Genomic DNA, 19,897 nt, shown 5'->3' with positions numbered 1-19,897 from the left:
CTAAATTCTAAATTCTGCTGTAAATAATAGCTGTGCTTGGATACCTATAAAATGAATCAAAAAATACCTCTGTCGTGGCTACAACTGACAAGGGAAAAAACTCGCCTAGCTGTGGCTTTAGCAGGAATTTCTTTTGCTGATATTTTAATGTTTATGCAACTCGGCTTCCGAGATGCCTTATATTATAGTAACGTTCGATTTCATAACAGCTTGCAAGGCGATATTGTCTTAATTAATAGTCAATCTAGCGCTGTTTTGGCGATGAGGAGCTTTTCTCAAAGACGTTTATATAAAGCTTTAGAGTTACCCGCAGTACAATCAGTACATCCTATATATTTGGACTTTACAATCTGGAAAAATCCTGTAACAGGTCGTCCTCGTAGTATTTTAATTTTTGGAATGAACCCAGAAACTAATATAGTTAACTTACCTGGGGTTCAGGAGAACTTAGAGAAACTTAAACTCCCAGATGTAGTTTTATTTGACCGTTCTTCTCGGATAGAGTATGGGCCTATTGCTGCTAACTTTAGCCAAGGAAAGACTGTAACAGCAGAAGTACGAAGGCGGCGCATTAAAGTAGAGGGACTATTTACATTAGGTGCATCATTCGGTGCAGATGGTAATTTAATTACGAGTGATATTAATTTTCTACGAATATTTAGTAATCGTCAAAAAGGATTAATTGATATTGGGCTGATTAGATTAAAACCGGGAGCAGATGCTCAAGTTGTTGCTCAAGAACTACGACAATATCTACCTAAAGAGGTAAATGTTTTAACCAAGCAGGAATTTATTGATTTTGAGCGGAATTATTGGGCAAACAGTACAGCTATTGGATTTATTTTCACATTAGGAACTGTCATGGGTTTCATTGTAGGAACTGTGATTGTTTATCAGATCCTTTATACAGAAGTAGCAGATCACTTAGCTGAATACGCTACTCTCAAAGCAATAGGCTATACACAAAACTATTTATTAACCGTAATTCTTCAAGAGGCTTTACTATTAGCCGTTTTAGGATACTTCCCTGGAATAGTTTTTTCTTTATTTATGTATCAGAGTGCTAGGGATGCAACACTTTTACCAGTTTTTATGAGTTTTGACCGTGCCGTAATGGTATTAATTTTGACTATGCTGATGTGCATTATTTCCGGTGCGATCGCAGTCCGAAAATTACGTTCCGCAGATCCAGCAGATATCTTTTAATTAATTTAATCTTAATTAAGATTAATAGTTAATAAATAGACCTTATAGTTGAGAATTAAGAAAACTTAATTTTTGAAAACCCAACTTACAGCTAATAGAAACATGATGGAAAAAGAACCTGTAATTGCCATTAAGAATCTCAATCATTACTATGGCAAAGGCGCATTGAGAAAACAGATATTATTTGACATCAACCTAGAAATTTATCCTGGTGAAATTGTAATTATGACTGGGCCATCAGGTTCCGGTAAAACTACATTACTGAGCTTAATTGGTGGCTTGCGGTCTGTACAAGAGGGAAGTTTAAAATTTCTAGGTGAAGAACTCGTTGGTGTCAGTCAAAACAAACTGGTACAAATGCGACGCAACATTGGTTATATTTTTCAAGCTCACAATTTACTAGGGTTCTTGACTGCAAAGCAAAATGTGCAGATGGCGGTAGAGTTGAATGATAATATTTCTCAAACAGAAGCAATGGCTAAATCAAAAGCCATGCTGGGGTCTGTTGGTTTAGAAGAACGAGTTGATTACTACCCAGATAATCTTTCTGGTGGACAGAAACAAAGAATTGCGATCGCTCGCGCCTTAGTAAATCGTCCCCCACTGGTGCTAGCAGACGAACCAACAGCAGCATTAGACAAACAATCAGGACGCGATGTTGTGGAAATAATGCAGAGTCTAGCCAAAAATCAGGGAACCACCATCTTATTAGTGACACACGACAACCGCATTTTAGACATAGCCGATCGCATCGTAGAAATGGAAGATGGTCTTTTAACCCGTAATTCCTCAAATGCACCCATTTAGTCATTTGTCCTTTCTAAATGACCAATAACTAATGACCAATGACAGCCATAATTTATTGTCTAGCCGAGCCTGATTTTTTCATTCCAGGTTGGTTTGGCGGAGTTGGGGCATTTGGTTGGCGACTAGTACGGAAGGTTACATTCACACCTTCATTCGATTGCTCCAGAACCAGCAGAGGCGTGGGTTTAGCCTTTTGATCCCAATGCATAGTAGCAATCCGACCTTGAATTGTTGGTTGCCAACTATCTTCATCTTCTATGGGGCTTAGGTAAGTTTCTATACAGTCAATAATTTGACTAATAGTTGCAGAAGTTGCTTGCGTTGGTAACTTCATTAACCGGACTTGAATGCGGAACAGCACTCGTTTAGCAGAATTTCCTGGACTACCAGTTTCATACTCTACATCAAAAATTTCATCTACTTGCCGTCCAGCGCTATTAGCAATTCCGACAGATCCTTGTTGCGCTTGATTTGGCCGCAGGGCTTGAGTAACTTTTTCTTTGATCTGAATCTTCACTTGATTAAGGATTGCAAAATGAAACACCTCCTCTGACATCCGCATTCGCAGATAATCTAGGTTAAAATCCCGTGAGTTGACCAAATCGGGATTAGTTTCCATTTTGCGAATCGTTTCCAGCGCCAGCTTAAACTTTTTCTCTAATTCTCGCGCCCGGAATTGTTCAAACTTAATTTTTTTCTCCAGCTTATCCATCTGGAGTTTACTATATACAATCAAAGCAATCACCACTAAAGCCAGTCCTCCAGAAGTTACCAACAATAACGTTGGTATTTGAGGATTACTTGCTGGCACTTCCTGGGATGCCTTTTTAGGCTTTGATCCTGATGATTGGGCAAGATACATCGAAGTGGGCATGGTTGGAAACTGAAAAACTTGACTCCTGATGTTTAGGATGCCCAAATCTTCAATGCCATCTTGCTGTATCATTAATATTTTTAACAGTTTTTACAAAACCGCGTATGTCCAGACACCAGAGCGTCCCTGTTCTGTCTGACGTTTCATCTACAAGCTTTAGCAATATTCGTCTGATAGCCACAGACATGGATGGCACGCTAACTAGACGAGGAAAATTTACTACCCCACTGCTACAAGCTTTAGAGGATTTAGCAGCAGTTGACATTAAGGTGCTGATTGTTACAGGGCGTTCTGCTGGGTGGGTGAGTGGATTGAGTAGCCTGATGCCGGTGGCAGGTGCGATCGCAGAAAATGGTGGTTTGTACTTTCCACCGGGGAATCACAAACCAGTAGTATTAACACCTATTTCCGATTTAGCCAAACATCGCCAGCACTTGGCTACGACGTTTGAAAATTTACAAACTAAATTTCCTCAAATCCAAGAATCTGCTGATAATCGCTTTCGCGTCACTGACTGGACTTTTGATGTAGCTGGTTTGAGTCAAGATGAACTACAAACCCTAGACAGTCTTTGTCAACAAATGGGTTGGGGATTTACCTATAGCAACGTGCAGTGTCACATTAAACCCCAAGGGCAAGATAAAGCTGTGGGATTGTTGCAGGTATTGCGCGAATATTTGCCCCAGTATTCACCAGAACAAATTGTCACTGTTGGCGATAGTCCCAATGATGAAAGTTTATTTGATCGGCGTTATTTTCCTGTTTCTGTAGGCGTGGCAAACGTTTTGGAATATGTGAATCAGTTGAAATATCACCCCGCTTATATTACCAATGCTGCTGAAGGTGATGGATTTTGCGAGTTATCTAGTTATATTTTGAAAAGCTTGCACATACCAAGTTAGGGAGAAGTAAAGTTGTTCTACAATAATCTCGTAGCACTGATTTTACAACTATGACGGCTACTCTACCTGTTAGTGTCGAATCAGAAATATTCTACCCCAGTGCTGATGGTCAACCAGTGGCAGAAACTTACGACCACCTTTATGCCTTGCTAACTACCTTAGAAGTCCTGCAACAGTATTTGGCAAATAGTCAGGCAACAGTATTGGGAAATCAATTTCTTTACTATGCACAAGGCTTTCCTAAGTTGCGGGTAGCCCCAGATGTGATGGTGATTTTTGATGTTGCACCCGGTGGTCGGGACAACTATAAAATCTGGGAAGAGGGTCAAGTACCCACAGTTATTTTTGAAATGACATCCTTTGGGACTAAGGGACAAGACGAAATCTTTAAAAAGACCCTCTATGAGCAGTTAGATGTCAAGGAATACTGGCTATTTGACCCTAAAGGTGAGTGGGTGGAACAACAGCTACGTGGCTATCGCTTGCGGGGAGAAATCTACGAACCGATAGAGGATGGACGTAGTGAACCGTTACAACTGCGTTTGGTGGTTGAGGGAAGGTTAATTGGGTTTTATCGAGAAAATAATGGGGAAAAATTACTCATCCCAAATGAACTGGCAGAAGCTTTACGACAGGAAGTTTTAGCAAGACAGCAAGCAGAAGAACTGGTAGAACAGGAACGTCAACGATCAGAACAGGAACGCCAACGAGCAGAACAGGCAGAATTGCAGGTAGAACAGTTAAAGGCAAGGTTGTGATCGCTTAATGTAGACCCTGATACTATTCAGTAACATACAGGCTGTAAGTCCAGAAGTTGCTGTAGCTATATCCGTCGTAGATATTGCATCCATTTTACTGGGTAATAATAGTTTCATGGTAGTACCCTCAAACCTCATCGTCTTTGAGACATAAATCACTAGACATCAGGAAATCTAATCATAAAGACGTGAATATTTAGCGATCTATTTTCAAGTGGTTATGAAACTAAGATACGTGTAATTTACTGCAATACGGTTTGAAAAACTTTACCCTGTCTGGGTTTGGTAATTTGCTATATCTGAATTTTTCACCCATTAATTTACAACAGAAAATTAAGCCGTTCGAGATCATCTACCAAGTTTTGCTTCTATCTCAGCCCAATCCCAAGTAAACAATTTGTTACTTATGTCTTTGCTATATTTATTACCTTAGACAGAATACAATATATGGGGTATACCACGTTTCAATCTCAGAAATCTCAACAGTACTAATTTGATTGAGGAAACTGTTTTATACAGTGATTTTCAGAGGTTAGCGTTTTATTTACAACTTCCAATAGAAATTCCAAGACCAATGTAAAGTCAAGAATTTACCTTTAAATACCGAGGTATTAAATTATGCAGGAAATTGAAAGATTCTTTAGCAACTTCTTCAGTGGCATAATCAACCGTTTTAAGTATTCTGCGATGGACGCTGCCGATCGCAAAATGAGAGAAACTATCGACGAGCAGGTAGAACAAAGACGACAAAAACCCAAGCCCAAGGATGAGGAAGAACGCTAGTAGATAGGTTTTTTGGGCTAGTTTAACTAATTGGTAATTTCTGAGTTAAATAAAAGCATAGCGCTTCCTATTGTTGAGTGGGCAGCGCTTTTTATCGCCCTTACCAAACACTCTAGCGAATGTGCTAACCTAGTATGGTTAACTAATCTCGCACATCTGAGAATTCGGGTGTTTCCCAGATTGGGAAATGCACTTGGATGGAGGTTTAACCCGAATAGGAGTTAGAAAATATATGCCAGTAGTTTCATTGGCTCAAATGATGGAGTCAGGGGTTCACTTTGGGCATCAGACCCGGCGTTGGAACCCAAAAATGTCTCCTTACATTTATACTTCCCGCAATGGTGTGCATATTATCGACTTGGTGCAAACTGCCCAGTTGATGGATAATGCTTACAATTACATGCGATCGCACGCTGAACAAGGGAAGAAATTTCTTTTTGTCGGCACCAAGCGCCAAGCAGCTGGAATTATCGCCCAAGAAGCTAGTCGTTGTGGTTCCCACTACATTAACCAACGCTGGTTGGGCGGAATGTTGACCAACTGGGCAACAATCAAAACACGGGTTGACCGTTTAAAAGATTTAGAACGCCGTGAAGAAACTGGCGCACTAGATTTATTACCGAAAAAAGAAGCTTCAATGCTACGTCGGGAAATGACGAAGCTTCAGAAATATTTAGGCGGCATTAAAACAATGCGGAAAGTGCCCGATATCGTGGTAATCGTAGACCAACGACGGGAATATAACGCAGTTCAAGAATGCCAAAAGCTGAATATTCCCATTGTCTCCATGTTGGATACAAACTGCGATCCAGATGTAGTAGATATCCCCATCCCAGCAAACGACGATGCTATCAGATCAATTAAGCTGATAGTCGGAAAATTGGCAGATGCCATTTATGAAGGTCGTCACGGTCAGCTAGATGCTGAAGATGATTACGAAGATTACGACGGTAGTGAGTATGACGATGACTACGAAGAAACCGAATATACTGATGCCGTAATTCCCGAAGAGGAACCAGAAGAATAGTGCTGTTAGCGGAAAGCTAAGGTTTAGCCCGTGCTGAGTAAGATAGAAAGACTCAGCAAATTTGATAGTGCTGAGTCTTGATTTTTGAAGTTATTAAGTTGTGATTTGTCAATGAAGAATAAAATTGATGACTGAACACTCAAAACTCAGCACTCAGCACTAAATTAGGTGAGTGATTACAACTCGAGGTCAAGTTAGGAATTGAGGCAAAATGGCGGAAATATCTGCAAAACTCGTCCAAGAGCTACGCCAAAAAACTGGTGCCGGCATGATGGACTGCAAAAAGGCGCTGATTGAGACTGAAGGCAATGTAGAAGAAGCCGCAGACTGGCTACGGAAAAAGGGCATCTCTAAAGCGGGGGCAAAAAGCGATCGCATTGCGGCAGAAGGTCTAGTAGACACTTACATTCAGCCAGGTGGTCGAGTGGGTGTACTCATTGAAGTCAACTGCCAAACCGACTTTGTTGCTCGTAACGAGGCTTTTAAAGCTTTAGTTAAGAATCTGGCAAAGCAAGCAGCGACTGCTGATAGTGTTGAGTCTTTATTGGCTCAACAGTATGCTGATAGTACAAGCGGAACTGTAGAAGAATTCATCAAGCAAACGATTGCTACGCTCGGTGAAAACATTCAAGTGCGCCGCTTTGTTAATTTTGCAATAGCAGAAGGCACACAAGGCGTAGTAGACAGCTACATTCACACTGGCGGTCGAGTTGGTGTATTAGTAGAACTGGGTTCCCAAACTGAGTCAGTAGCTGCTAATTCAGAGTTTCAAAACTTGGCACGAAACACTGCAATGCAAGTTGCGGCTTGTCCAAATGTCGAGTATGTGAGCGTAGACCAAATCCCCGCCGAAGTCGCCCAAAAAGAAAAAAATATTGAAATGGGCAAGGATGATTTGGCAAATAAGCCAGAGAATATCAAAGAAAAGATTGTTCAGGGACGGATTGAAAAACGCCTGAAAGAATTGACTTTGATCGATCAGCCTTACATCCGCGATCAGAGTATTTCCGTGGAAGACCTCTTTAAGCAATCGAAGGCGCAATTAGGCGAAGATATTCAAGTGACTCGCTTTGTCCGCTATATATTGGGCGAAGGCATTGAGAAGCAAGAAATTAGCTTTGCTGATGAAGTCGCTGCACAAATGGGCGGTAAGTAATATTATTGGTCATTGGTCATTGGTCATTCACAAATGACAAAGGACAAATGACTCTTTACCAAACAGGTCAAGCAAATAGCCTGACCTGTGTTTTTTTAATAGAGACGCGAAATATCGCACTTAATTTAAAATCTAAACTTCTTTGGGAAGTTATTATAAAATAAATTCGTACATTTGTACTATGTAATAGTTCACATGGACAAGAACGAAAAGATATGGCAAGAGCAATCGAGCGAATTGAACGGGATATTGCAGCATTAAAAGAAGCGATTCGGGCGATCGCAGTAGAACTACAAACCGCTTATGCTAGTTATCTAAACACCTTGGGGCTAGCTGTACGAAAACAGTTGATTCTGGCGAGTTATCACCTTTGTACAAAGGGGTATCCCGAAAACTTTCTGCATTTGTCATTGAATCAGCGCCAGCAATTGCAACAAGCCATCCGCAAGTTGGGGCAAGTGGCTGCGGAGCAGTTGCTCACTTCTATTAAGAGTGAGGAAGCTGGGTTAGATAAAGGAGATGAAGAAGATGAAGATGAGGAGAATCAGGAAGTAACATCTTCTGAACTTCTGGACACCTCGAATTCTCAGTCTCTCACCGCCGACACCTCTAATCCTATAGAACTAGTAAAATGGCAACAGAACTTAGAAGAAGTAACGCAAGATATACTGAAAAAACTATCGCATGATGCTAATGTTTTAATACAAAAATCTGGAGTATTACCTAAAAAATTACCAGAACCGATTTTAGCGGCTGCGGCTGCGGCTGCATCAGAAGCATCGGCTGAGGTCATGCCAGGGCCACCCAACTTATTAAACTTAGTAATTGAAATTGAAAATGAGCAGCAGTCAGAAGATTCTGGGCTGACGCAAATCATGGCTATTAACTTGCGGCTAGGAGAAATTGAATTTGCTGATGTGACACTCTCATCTGAGCGCAGGCAAATCCGCAGTATTTTAGTCCAGCTAAACAAGCTAGGACGAGAGTATCAAAAGAAACATCGTGAAAGAGCGATCGCAGAAGCTGAAGCTGCATGGCGTGCTAGTTGGTTTGAGGATTAGTCATTTGTCCTTTGTCCTTTGTCCAGAGTCAAATGACCAATGACCAATGACCAATGACCAATGACTAATGACTAATGACTAATGACCAATGACCAATGACCAATGACTAATGAAAAACCAGATTGGATACGATTGCACAAAGCCTTGGCAATAGAAGCCGAACGGGGCTTTACAGACTTGATGGGCAGAGAATATCGCTTCAGTGAATTTTTAAGCCTGACTTTGGGCAAATTCCCAACAGGCTTGCCCCAAACTGAACGCCGCCGTTGGCAAGGACTAGCAGTGCAATTTGCTAGTTATCCGCATCTAGCGCTGGAAGAAAGACAACATTTAGTAGCAGAAACTCGTAGGTATCTTTCTCAACTACAGCAAGATGAACAGGGGGAGCAAGGGGAGCAGAGGAGCAGGGGAGCAGGGGAGCAGGGGAGAATTTATCAATCCAAAATCCAAGTTGCACTTCCAGCGCACCAAAGGCGCGACCCAAAATCTAAAATTATCACTGAGGTGAATCGGAGACTTGCACCGAAAATTGACCAAAAACTCAGTGATTTACCAGAAATAGGTTTCAAAAAAGCTGATAATTTGGCACGGCTTGGTTTACACACTGTCCGCGACTTGCTTTTCTATTATCCTCGTGACCACATTGATTATGCGCGTCAGGTGAATATCCGCGAGTTACAGGCGGGTGAGACGGTGACAATAGTGGCTACAGTGAAGCGTTGCAACTGCTTTACTAGCCCTAAAAATCAGAAATTATCAATTTTAGAACTGGTCGTAAAAGATAATAGCGGTCAAATCAAAATTGGTCGTTTTTACGCAGGTACGCGCTTTAGTAGTCGTGCTTGGCAAGAAAGTTTAAAACGCCGTTATGCAGTAGGTAGTATTCTAGCGGCCTGCGGGTTGGTGAAAGAAAGTAAATACGGCTTGACATTAGATAATCCAGAACTAGAGGTTTTGGGAAATCCAGGAGATTCGATTGAGTCGCTGAATATTGGGCGAGTAGTGCCAATTTATGGATTGACTGAAGGCGTGGTAGCGAATACAGTCCGACAGGCGGTAATTGCTGCTTTACCTGCTGCGGCTAACCTGAAAGATCCTTTACCAAGTGGTTTGCGACAGAAATATGGTTTGATGGAATTGAAAGATGCGATCGCTAATATCCATTTTCCCAGCGATAGCGCTGCCCTACAAGTTGCCCGTCGTCGCCTAGTTTTTGATGAATTTTTCTACCTACAACTTGGGTTACTGCAACGTCAGCAGCAAGCAAGAGCGATTCAAACTAGTGCCATTCTGGTTCCACGCGGTCAACTTGTAGAGAAGTTTCACGAAATATTGCCTTTCAAACTCACTGGCGCACAGCAACGAGTTCTCAACGACATCCTCAACGACTTACAAAAACCTGTACCCATGAATCGTTTGGTGCAAGGTGATGTTGGTTCTGGTAAAACAGTCGTCGCCGTGTTAGCTATCCTTGCAGCAATTCAATCTGGCTACCAAGCAGCGTTGATGGCTCCCACAGAAGTTTTGGCAGAACAACATTATCGCAAGTTAGTTAGTTGGTTTAACCTCTTGCATTTACCAGTGGAATTACTGACAGGTTCTACAAAAACTGCAAAACGAAGACAAATACATTCTCAGTTAGGAACTGGTGAATTACCTCTGTTAGTAGGAACTCATGCCTTAATTCAAGACTCTGTAAACTTCCAGCAACTGGGCTTAGTGGTGATAGATGAACAGCATCGCTTTGGGGTAGAACAACGGGCACGTTTGCAGCAAAAAGGCGAACAACCCCATGTGTTAACTATGACCGCTACCCCGATTCCCCGAACCTTAGCACTGACGATACACGGGGATTTGGACGTAAGCCAAATTGATGAGTTACCACCAGGACGGCAAAAGATTCAGACAACAGTATTGTCGGGTCAGCAACGCAACCATGCTTACGACCTAATCCGGCGAGAAATTGCTCAAGGTAGACAAGTTTATGTGGTTTTGCCCTTGGTAGAAGAATCAGAAAAACTGGATTTGCGATCGGCTGTTGATGAGCATCAAAAGTTACAAGAAAGCGTTTTTCCTGATTTTCAAGTAGGGCTGCTACATGGTCGCATGAGTTCAGCCGATAAGGACGACGCGATAACCAAATTTCGTGATAACCAAACACAGGTTTTAGTTTCTACTACAGTTGTTGAGGTGGGTGTAGACGTACCTAATGCTACAGTCATGCTAATTGAAAATGCAGAGCGATTTGGTTTATCGCAACTCCACCAACTGCGCGGGCGTGTCGGTCGTGGCGCGGCTCAATCTTACTGTCTGTTGATGAGCAGTTCCAGAAATCCTGATGCTCAACAACGGTTGAAGGTATTAGAACAATCCCAGGATGGTTTTTTCATCTCCGAAATGGATATGCGTTTTCGTGGCCCAGGGCAAGTACTGGGAACTCGTCAATCGGGAGTGCCAGATTTTACCTTAGCAAGTTTGGTTGAAGATGAAGAAGTTTTACTTTTAGCGCGGCAAGCAGCAGAAAAAATAATAGAGATGGATGTTACTCTAGAGCGCTGGTATTTGATGAAAGAAGAGTTGAAGTATCGATATGAGCGGTTGATGGGTGGAGCGATTTTGACGTAATGTGACCGGATAAAATACCAATCTCATAGGTATTTAATCACAATGCTTGCTGCATTTCGGCATAGGCTTCATAGACACCCTTCACGTTGTACCAATTGAGAAAGATTCGAGCAATTTCTAAAGCTAATTGCGGTTTGCCTAAATTAATTAGCCATTGCAACAATGGAGCCATTGTCCGTTCATTAAGTGCGCCATTAAGTGACAAAATCCCCCAAAGTAAGCGATGTAGCCAAGTCATTTGAATCATCATTCGCACTTCCCATGTGGGATGCTTCTGATAAAATAAAACTCCCATCCGTCCGCGTTGAATTTCTTGGTCAATCAATCGGGGAATTTGCTCTAACTTAAATGCTGGATGCCAGTGATATCCTACCGCTTCTGGACATTTAATTAGTGTCAAACCTAGTTTTTTTAGCCGCACACCCAATTCTAAATCCTCCCAGCCATAGAGTTGAAAGCTGGTATCGAAAAGTCCCGCTTTCTCTAACCAATGTTTAGGAATTGCTACATTTCCGGTAGCAAAAAAAGCTGCTGAAAAATCTGTGACTTTGTAGGGTTCAGCCGTTGGGTTATTGAAATTACAAGTATTAATAACTGCACCGTAAGTAAAAAAGCGATCGCTCCCCAATTTCTCTTGTCCCTGTACCAGTGCATTAGCATGAGCTTGCAGGAAATTCTTCAGCACTACTAAATCGCTATCAATAAAGATAATTGTGTCTCCCAGTGCCTCTTTTACTCCCAAATTCCGAGCCGCAGCCGGGCCAGCATGATCTTGTTGAAACCATCGCACATGAGGAAACTCCTCTTTGTGTGTTGCTAACCACTCCAATGTGCCATCAGTAGAACCATCATCCACCAAAACAATCTCGTAATTAGTAACCGAACTTGGCTGGCTTAACTCTTGCACCTCTAAGGCGCGGAGGCACTTTTCTAAAATCGGTTGGCGATTATAAGTCGGTATCACAACGCTGAAAAACACAGTCTCACCCACAACACTATTTACCCATCTCCAGGATAGGACAGATGAGGCGCTGACACTGTTCCTGATGCAATTCTGGTTACGGAAATGGTCAATCTGCTGGGCATTTGAAAATAGGTATATGAATTTACCACATTTAAAATCTGAAAATATGCATTTTTGTATGTCTGTTCAAGATTATTTTTCTCAGTTACAGATTTTTATACTTGAAGCCATATTACTGTTTTAAAGCTTATTTTTTCGTAAAAAATAACAGTTGATAAATTCTAATTAATCAATATATAACCTGATGTTAATCCTTGGTACTTAAATTAATAAAAACTTGATCATTTTCTCTGCCTAAGCAGCATCAGCCAGCCTGAATTTGTTATTCACTACTATTTATTGGCTGTTAAAAATGTGTCAATTCTCAATAAATATCTAAGTAATTGATGTAGATATATAGAGTTTTTCTTTACCAAATTACTCATCTTATTGAGAGATGAACTGAATAGTAACCTCGTAAGCCTTAAATGGAGAACAAAGAATGAAAGGACGCTCTCACCCTAAAAACAATTTGACCCTTAACCCATCCGGTAACGAGTCAATTCGTGATGTGATTGACCGCGTTAGTCTGAGTCGGCGGCGGTTCATCATGACGGCTGTAGGTACGTCAGTGCTAACTGTTCTGGGCGATGTTTCCATAGGTGGGTTTCTTCAAAGTGTTGACGCAGCCCCGATTCCCAAGGGAACTGGATTTGCTGGCATAGGTTTTAAAAGCATCCCACCGAATCTACTCAATCCAGTAACAGGATTTCTGGAAAAGGATCTTGTCAGTGTTCCTGAAGGTTATACAGCTAAAGTACTAATTGCTTGGGGAGATCCGATCGCACCTGGCGGCCCAACTTGGTTAGCAGATGCCTCCCAAGATGCGGCTGCTCAAGAAAAGCAGTTTGGTATGCACAATGATGGGATGCACTACTTCCCTTTACAACCAGAGAATGTTGTTGGTCGGACAGTAAGTTCACAAACAAGATCACTTAGAGGCTTTTTAAATCAGCCCATCAATACTGGTCTGCTGTGCGTGAACCATGAATATACCCAGGAATCAATTTTGCATTCAGATGGTCTGGATGTAGTCACAATTGCCAAGGTGCGGAAGTCTCAGGCTGCTCATGGTGTGTCTGTTGTAGAAATTTCCAAAAACGGTAATGAGTGGAGCTTCAATCGCAATTCGTCTTATGGTCGCCGCATTACAGGCAACACCGAGATGCGAGTATCGGGGCCTGCGGCTGGCGATATATTGTTAAAGTCGAAAAAGTTTTCAATTCAGCCAACTGGCTCTGTTGACACTGGCACACTCAACGATGGCTATACTGCTTATGGTACTCTCAATAACTGTGCCAACGGCTACACACCTTGGGGCACTTATTTAACTTGTGAAGAAAACTGGAACGGCTACTTTGCTAATGCTACACGAGATGTAGTTGCAATTCCGGGCATCGAAAAGTCCGATATTCTAGCAGGACAAAATCGGTACGGTATTTCAACAGCATCTAGCTATCGCTGGCCGGAAGTTGATCCACGCTTTGATGCCAGCACCAACCCACTCGAACCCCATTTATTCGGCTGGGTGGTTGAGATTGATCCCTACGATCCGCAAAGCAAACCAGTTAAGCGTACTGCCCTTGGTCGGTTCAAGCATGAGAGCGCTCAGGTTGTTGTTGACGACAATAACCGTGTTGCTTTCTATCAGGGTGACGACGAGCGCAACGAATATATCTACAAGTTCGTTTGTGCCCAACCTTTAAATCCCGGAAATCGTGCAGCTAACCGCAATTTGCTCGATAATGGTGTTCTGTACGTTGCCAAATTCAATGACAATGGTACTGGTGAGTGGCTTCCTTTGGTCTATGGTCAGCGTGGTTTAACACCAGAAAATGGCTTCAGAAGCCAAGCTGAAGTACTAGTTAAGACAAGACAAGCTGCGGATCGAGTCGGCGCAACCATGATGGATCGCCCAGAGTGGGTAGCTGTGCGTCCTCGGATTGGTGGATATAAAGAGATTGAAGTCTATTGCACGCTGACCAACAATACTCGTCGGGGCACAAACCCAGTTTCCTCGAACCAGCCAGACGGCACAACAGCAGCAGGCGGTGCGCGTCCTCCCGTTAATCCTCCCAACCCACGCCCTGACAACCGTTACGGTCATATTATTCGCTGGCGCGAAGATGGACGCAACGTTACAGCAGCTACCTTCAAATGGGATATTTTCTTTGAAGCTGGCGACAAAACCAGACCCGAACCAAATCTCAAGGGCAACATTAAAGGTGACGACTTAAGTTCACCAGATGGTCTGTGGTTCGACGACTTCGGCCGCCTCTGGGTTCAGACTGACCATGCAGGTGATGGTCGCGGTGACTTGACAAACATCGGTAGCAACACGATGTCATGTGCTGACCCCAACACCAAACAAGTTAGACGCTTCTTGACCAGCCCTACGGATTGTGAGGTAACTGGTATTACTAGTACACCCGATGGCAAAGCGATGTTTGTGAACATCCAGCACCCAGGTGATGGTGGGACTACCTCGAATCCCACGCTAGTGAGCAATTGGCCTAATAGTCAAGGTTATGGCCCATCCGGTCGCCCACGTTCATCAGTGGTAGTAATTACCCGTAATGACGGTGGCGTTATTGGTGGTCTTTAACGTATCACGGAAGTCCTCACGTTCAATGTATTCATAAGGTGGGGATAGGGAGTGGGGGATGAGGATTACATCTGGAATTGATTTTTTACTTTGTAAAGACAAATTCTGGATGTATGACGAATGCCCAAGATTTTCTGGTAGGATGGTTAATGTCTTGACCATCAATGCCACAAGCGAAAACCAAGCTAATAAGTATATGTCGCAAGACAAAGATTTGGGTCTTGGGAACCAAGACTCCTGCCCTTGGAGGGAATGTAAGACTTTCTAGTACTACGAAGTCCTGGAGGCTATTCCCGACGAATTGGGAAGCTCAGACTTCAGCCGTAGGCAAGTCTGAGTAGTTCACAGACGATAGGAACAGATTCATTTAGCAAAGTCATCTTAAATAGTTTTAAATCACCTTAATTATTGACCCTAAACACGGGCAAGGATTAAGGTGATTTGCTTACAATATTTCTCAGTTAAAGGGAAGGGTTTAAATTCATCTTTTATCTAATGGCACTAAGGAAAGCCCAAAGGCTTGTGTCGCCTCGTTCCCAGTCTTAAGACTGGGAATAAGCTCTGCCTCTGGTGAAGCCACTGGAGTGGCGGTTCCCAGTCAGGGCAAGGGCTATATCTTAACTTAGTGCCATTTACTTATAGCTATTAACCCACAACTTTTGTTGCTCTCTTCTTACGTTGCATCCACAATCCCATAACACCAGCAATAGCCGTACCACCAACAGCTAAAGGTTCAGGTACTTTAGTGTAGCTTACAGTACCCACTTCTGTTGTATTTACTGATTGGTCAATCAGATAAAATTTGTTTCCTCCTACATCTGGAATATTTGGATCACTTCCAATCAAAAACTGATCTGCAACAAAATAGCTTAGTCCCAGAACTTCGCCATTGTTAAAGCTGGCTATAGGAAAACTGTCAAAATCAATATCATCTGCCTCTGTATAGTTAGTTCCTAAGTAGTTGAATGCAACTGCTAATCCATTCTCAACTCCCAATGTCTCTAGACCTGTATTGGTTAAGGTTGAGTCATCGTATTGAAAAGAGCCGAAATACTGACCGGGATTGTCACCAGATGTAGCATTCACGGTGAAACCGTAATTAACCAAGGCAGCTTGTACCGGTTTAGCACTCATAGCAGCAATGGACATGGCAGCTGCAACGGTAGCGATACCAAGATTTTTAGCTAATTTCATCAGAAAATACTCCAAAGTTAAAAAATCAATAGTCCTGTAATTTCACTTAAATAAGCTTTCAACCACTGCGTACAGGTTAAGAAATATCAAACAAAAGGTTATTTTCATAAAATCTTTAAGCTTGTCACTTATATATAAATTTCCTATGAAGTGAACATTTCACTGATCCACTCAGCATGAAAAAGTTTCAAAACTCTGACTTTAGTTGTTGTTATTAGAAACATATTTGTTACTGTCAAATTGTTATGAAATCAGATACAAATGATTCACGGAAACGTATTGATAGTAAGTAAATATGCAAATTGCAACGGGTTGTAACTGTTTACTACCAAGGTGCTTACGAATCAACTCTGACGCGATCGCTAGGCTTCTAGATTACAGATAGCTCTGCTACTTACAGTGACCCTGGTGTTCGGGGTGTACTTGATCAGAGTCATATCTTCCAGGCTGTGAAAACTGCGATCGCAAGTAAGGATCGCTGAAGGTTTAATGTTTATTTAGTCTGGTTAAAACTGATACAAAGCTATATAAAAAAGTTTTATGTAGAAGCGATCGCAATCTTATTTAATTTCTGAAAATCGCCAGGCTAAGATTCCCAACTTCTCTAAGAAGTCGAGAATTTTGTTATTCGGTTGCATGAATAAAATATACCTGGGTTAGTTCAGATATAATAATGACTCATTCTTTGTTGTCCTAAGTGGAGAAATTAATGGGTCGCGCCAAAAAGGTTGTCCTGGCATATTCTGGTGGAGTGGATACTTCCGTTTGCATCCCTTACCTCAAACAGGAATGGGGTGTGGAAGAGGTGATTACCCTAGCAGCAGATTTAGGTCAGGGAGATGAATTAGAGCCAATTCGAAAAAAAGCTCTCAAATCCGGTGCAAGTGAATCACTCGTGGCGGATGTCAAAGACAGCTTCGTTAAAGATTACGCTTTTGGAGCGATTCAAGCCAACGCACTTTATGAAAATCGTTATCCTCTAGGAACTGCTCTTGCCCGCCCACTGATCGCTAAAATATTAGTAGAAACGGCTGAAAAATATGGTGCTGATGCGATCGCTCACGGTTGCACCGGCAAAGGTAACGATCAGGTTCGTTTTGATGTCTCTGTAACCGCGCTGAACCCCAATCTGAAAATCCTCGCACCAGCCAGAGAATGGGGTATGAGCCGTGAGGAAACCATCGCTTATGGTGAGAAGTTTGGTATCCCCTCACCAGTCAAAAAATCTTCTCCCTACAGCATTGACAAAAATTTGCTCGGTCGTAGCATTGAAGCTGGTTTACTCGAAGATCCATCATTTGAGCCACCAGAAGAAATTTATGAGATGACCAAAGCGATCGCTGACACTCCCAACGAGCCAGAGTACATCGAAATTGGTTTCCACGGTGGTATTCCCACAACCATCAACGGCATAGCCAAACAGCCAGTTGAACTAATTGAAGAACTCAATCAGCTTGTAGGAAATCACGCCGTTGGACGGATAGATATGATTGAAAACCGTCTGGTTGGCATCAAATCGCGGGAAATCTACGAATCACCCGCAATGTTAGTGCTAATCCAGGCACATAGAGATTTAGAAAGCTTGACTTTAACGGCAGATGTCACCCATTACAAGCGTGGCATTGAAGAAACTTATAGCCAAATCGTTTACAACGGTTTGTGGTATAGTCCACTCAAAGTTGCACTAGATGCCTTTATTCAAAAGACACAAGAGCGAGTCTCTGGAACTGTGCGAGTGAAGTTATTCAAGGGTAACTCCACGATAGTTGGGCGTTCGAGCGATAATTCCCTCTATACTCCTGATTTGGCAACCTACGGAGCCGATGACCAATTTGACCATAAAGCTGCTGAAGGTTTTATCTATGTTTGGGGATTACCAACTCGCATTTGGTCGCGGCAAATAAAAAGTTAGGAGTCAATTCAATTTTAGATTTTGGATTGAAGGAGAAATCTAAAATCGGCAGAGTTAGGAGTTAAAATGCAAAATACAAAAGTAAAAATTCAAAAAATAACTTTTTACTTTACTCCTAACTCCTCAGTTTTACTCTTCACTACTCGCTTCTTTAACTTGGCGAGACTCTAGCCATAGGGGTACAACAATTAAGGCAGTGATGATTAGTAAAGCTGCGATCGCAAATTGACCTACCCAAGCAACCAATTGTTCTAAAGAGACAATTTTGCCAGCAAAAAAAGCTAATGTCACCATCAAACTAGCCCAAGCAACTGCTCCTAAAAAATTGTATAAAAAGAATTTTCCAAAAGGCATTTCGGCTATACCAGCTAGTGGTGCCGCAAAAACTCGCAATAATGCTAAAAAACGTCCGAAAAATACAGCTTTAGCAGAATTTTGACTAAATTGATCTTTAATAGTCAGCAACCGCACTTCAGAAATCCGAAATATGCTACCAACTTTTACCAGAAAAGGCCAACCGCTAACTCTACCAATCCAATAGCCACAAGTGCCGCCAATTACCGCACCCATAATTGCGTCACCGAGAACCAGCCAGTAATTTAGTTCATCGCTGCCAGCTAAAAACCCGCCCACAAGGGTCACGGTTTCACCAGGAAGGGGAATGCCTAAATTTTCTAGCAAAATTCCCAAAAAAATTGCCCAATACCCGTAATTATGGGCCAATTCCTGGATATTTTCTAGTGAAATCAGCTCTAAAGACATTCCGCACCGCCGTCTTTACAAATTTTTACTTTTACTATATCTTTGCTTGTTTTTGGGCGGGGTGTCAATCAAACCGCTACATTGACTTATTTGGTCATTAGTTTAATTCTGAGTAATCCATAGTTCATAGTTCTATGGAAACTATTAATTTTTGAGTATTAGCTGTATAAATCTTAGCATTTCCTACCACAAGTTAATTTTATTTAAAAATAAATAAAAAGAAATTACAAAAACTTTATATATCTCTAGTTAAATTATAAAAATTTCGTAAAAGATACGGTTGATACCGAAATTATAAAGTCATTATGCCTATATTTATGAAAGTTATCACAAATTATACGACATGAATACTGAAATAATTACTTTCAATTGCAAGGCTGAAATCCCCTAAATATCTAGGGAAAACAGTCATTTTGCCGTTGAAAGAGAAGAGGTATTTATGTCATTTTTCGATTTTTAGTCAAGTGTTCAATTACCCTGTTGAATTTATGATTCTCACACAAGAACTTCAAGTTATTTTGTTTAAGCCCCAAGGAAGCATAGATTTAGAAGGCGGAAAGGCTTTGAGTGAACAGATGGCTGGAGTAGTGCCTCAAGCTCATCAACTCTGGGTTATTGACTTAGCAAAGGTTAATTTCATGGACAGTTCTGGGTTAGTCCCTTTAGTCAAAGGGTTGAAAGCTGCACGTCAGAGCGGTTGCCGTTTAGTTCTATGCAACGTGCAAACTCCTGTACGGCTAATTTTGGAACTTACCCAGCTAGATACAGTATTTGAAATTTTTCCCACTTACGAAGACATTTTTACTGGCGAAGATATTTAGTCTGGTGCTAGCAGGCTTAGATAATAAATCTACCTATAGATGGATGGTAGAGTCAATCAGTATTTGCATTTTTTCACATTTCCCCAAATATTCTCACATCGTCAAAGATAACAGTCTGGTGCTAGCAGGCTGATTTTTTATATTATCTAGATAATGAGATGTTAAGGAAAACTCATGGCTTTAATCTAGGTGGTCTTAACGACATCTAAAAGCGGAAAATTACTAAAATCAGTCAAAGAAAATGCAATTCTTTGCATTCTTCCCTAGCACTATTAAATTACTCGAAGCTAATTGCTCTAAATCCGACGCAACTAACGCAAGGAAGCAAGAGGTAAGAAAGG

General features: G+C 41.7%; 16 protein-coding genes. 12 read left to right on the top strand and 4 right to left on the bottom strand.

Features of this window, described 5'->3' with window-relative positions; all coding sequences use genetic code 11:
• Positions 1-51 precede the first annotated feature (51 nt).
• Together devC and ACFFRD_RS09960 are read left to right on the top strand one after the other, a co-directional pair.
• Positions 52-1,206, top strand: a complete 1,155-nt coding sequence (gene devC, locus ACFFRD_RS09965; RefSeq protein ID WP_392481332.1) for an ABC transporter permease DevC — start codon at positions 52-54, stop codon at positions 1,204-1,206.
• 102 nt (positions 1,207-1,308) lie between these two features.
• The gene (locus ACFFRD_RS09960) at positions 1,309-2,013 is read left to right on the top strand and encodes a DevA family ABC transporter ATP-binding protein (RefSeq protein WP_392483041.1); all 705 of its coding nucleotides are present in this window, start codon (positions 1,309-1,311) and stop codon (positions 2,011-2,013) included.
• Between the two features lie 52 nt (positions 2,014-2,065).
• On the opposite strand, the gene ACFFRD_RS09955 is transcribed toward ACFFRD_RS09960, so the two are convergent.
• Positions 2,066-2,887, bottom strand: a complete 822-nt coding sequence (locus tag ACFFRD_RS09955; RefSeq protein WP_179075522.1) for a hypothetical protein — start codon at positions 2,885-2,887, stop codon at positions 2,066-2,068.
• A gap of 104 nt (positions 2,888-2,991) precedes the next feature.
• On the opposite strand from ACFFRD_RS09955, the gene ACFFRD_RS09950 reads away from it, so the two are divergent.
• From ACFFRD_RS09950 to recG, 7 genes are all read left to right on the top strand, one after another.
• Positions 2,992-3,789, top strand: coding sequence for an HAD family hydrolase (locus tag ACFFRD_RS09950; protein WP_392481331.1), 798 nt, complete (start codon positions 2,992-2,994; stop codon positions 3,787-3,789).
• 50 nt (positions 3,790-3,839) lie between these two features.
• Positions 3,840-4,547: a Uma2 family endonuclease gene (locus tag ACFFRD_RS09945; RefSeq protein ID WP_392481329.1), complete on the top strand. Its 708-nt coding sequence runs from the start codon at positions 3,840-3,842 to the stop codon at positions 4,545-4,547.
• 618 nt (positions 4,548-5,165) lie between these two features.
• Complete coding sequence (locus ACFFRD_RS09940) at positions 5,166-5,330, top strand: hypothetical protein (protein ID WP_179073221.1); 165 nt, start codon at positions 5,166-5,168, stop codon at positions 5,328-5,330.
• Positions 5,331-5,562: 232 nt separating this feature from the next.
• Positions 5,563-6,357, top strand: a complete 795-nt coding sequence (rpsB, locus tag ACFFRD_RS09935; RefSeq protein ID WP_114080498.1) for a 30S ribosomal protein S2 — start codon at positions 5,563-5,565, stop codon at positions 6,355-6,357.
• 211 nt (positions 6,358-6,568) lie between these two features.
• Positions 6,569-7,513 carry a translation elongation factor Ts gene (tsf, locus tag ACFFRD_RS09930; protein ID WP_179073222.1) on the top strand — a complete coding sequence of 315 codons (945 nt, stop codon included), beginning with the start codon at positions 6,569-6,571 and terminating at the stop codon, positions 7,511-7,513.
• Between the two features lie 215 nt (positions 7,514-7,728).
• Positions 7,729-8,574, top strand: coding sequence for a hypothetical protein (locus ACFFRD_RS09925; RefSeq protein ID WP_392481328.1), 846 nt, complete (start codon positions 7,729-7,731; stop codon positions 8,572-8,574).
• 102 nt (positions 8,575-8,676) lie between these two features.
• Positions 8,677-11,199, top strand: a complete 2,523-nt coding sequence (gene recG / locus ACFFRD_RS09920; RefSeq protein ID WP_392481327.1) for an ATP-dependent DNA helicase RecG — start codon at positions 8,677-8,679, stop codon at positions 11,197-11,199.
• 37 nt (positions 11,200-11,236) lie between these two features.
• On the opposite strand, the gene ACFFRD_RS09915 is transcribed toward recG, so the two are convergent.
• Positions 11,237-12,190 (bottom strand): glycosyltransferase family 2 protein, encoded by a 954-nt coding sequence (locus ACFFRD_RS09915; protein ID WP_392481326.1) that lies wholly within the window; start codon positions 12,188-12,190, stop codon positions 11,237-11,239.
• Positions 12,191-12,704: 514 nt separating this feature from the next.
• Between ACFFRD_RS09915 and ACFFRD_RS09910 the strand changes: the two genes are divergently transcribed.
• Positions 12,705-14,867 (top strand): PhoX family protein, encoded by a 2,163-nt coding sequence (locus tag ACFFRD_RS09910; protein WP_392481325.1) that lies wholly within the window; start codon positions 12,705-12,707, stop codon positions 14,865-14,867.
• A gap of 645 nt (positions 14,868-15,512) precedes the next feature.
• On the opposite strand, the gene ACFFRD_RS09905 is transcribed toward ACFFRD_RS09910, so the two are convergent.
• Positions 15,513-16,061 (bottom strand): PEP-CTERM sorting domain-containing protein, encoded by a 549-nt coding sequence (locus ACFFRD_RS09905; RefSeq protein WP_392481324.1) that lies wholly within the window; start codon positions 16,059-16,061, stop codon positions 15,513-15,515.
• Between the two features lie 709 nt (positions 16,062-16,770).
• On the opposite strand from ACFFRD_RS09905, the gene ACFFRD_RS09900 reads away from it, so the two are divergent.
• Positions 16,771-17,973 (top strand): argininosuccinate synthase, encoded by a 1,203-nt coding sequence (locus tag ACFFRD_RS09900; RefSeq protein ID WP_392481323.1) that lies wholly within the window; start codon positions 16,771-16,773, stop codon positions 17,971-17,973.
• Between the two features lie 129 nt (positions 17,974-18,102).
• On the opposite strand, the gene ACFFRD_RS09895 is transcribed toward ACFFRD_RS09900, so the two are convergent.
• Complete coding sequence (locus ACFFRD_RS09895) at positions 18,103-18,735, bottom strand: DedA family protein (RefSeq protein WP_114080386.1); 633 nt, start codon at positions 18,733-18,735, stop codon at positions 18,103-18,105.
• 488 nt (positions 18,736-19,223) lie between these two features.
• Here ACFFRD_RS09895 and ACFFRD_RS09890 point away from each other — a divergent pair, with 488 nt between their 5' ends.
• Positions 19,224-19,556 (top strand): STAS domain-containing protein, encoded by a 333-nt coding sequence (locus tag ACFFRD_RS09890; RefSeq protein ID WP_114080387.1) that lies wholly within the window; start codon positions 19,224-19,226, stop codon positions 19,554-19,556.
• The last annotated feature ends 341 nt before the right edge of the window (positions 19,557-19,897 follow it).

Origin of the sequence: Nostoc sp. C110, from assembly GCF_043099725.1 — a bacterium.
Classification (GTDB): domain Bacteria; phylum Cyanobacteriota; class Cyanobacteriia; order Cyanobacteriales; family Nostocaceae; genus Nostoc; species Nostoc muscorum_A.
The sequence above is the reverse complement of the archived record's forward strand: the minus strand, read 5'-3'. Positions and strand labels throughout refer to the sequence as shown.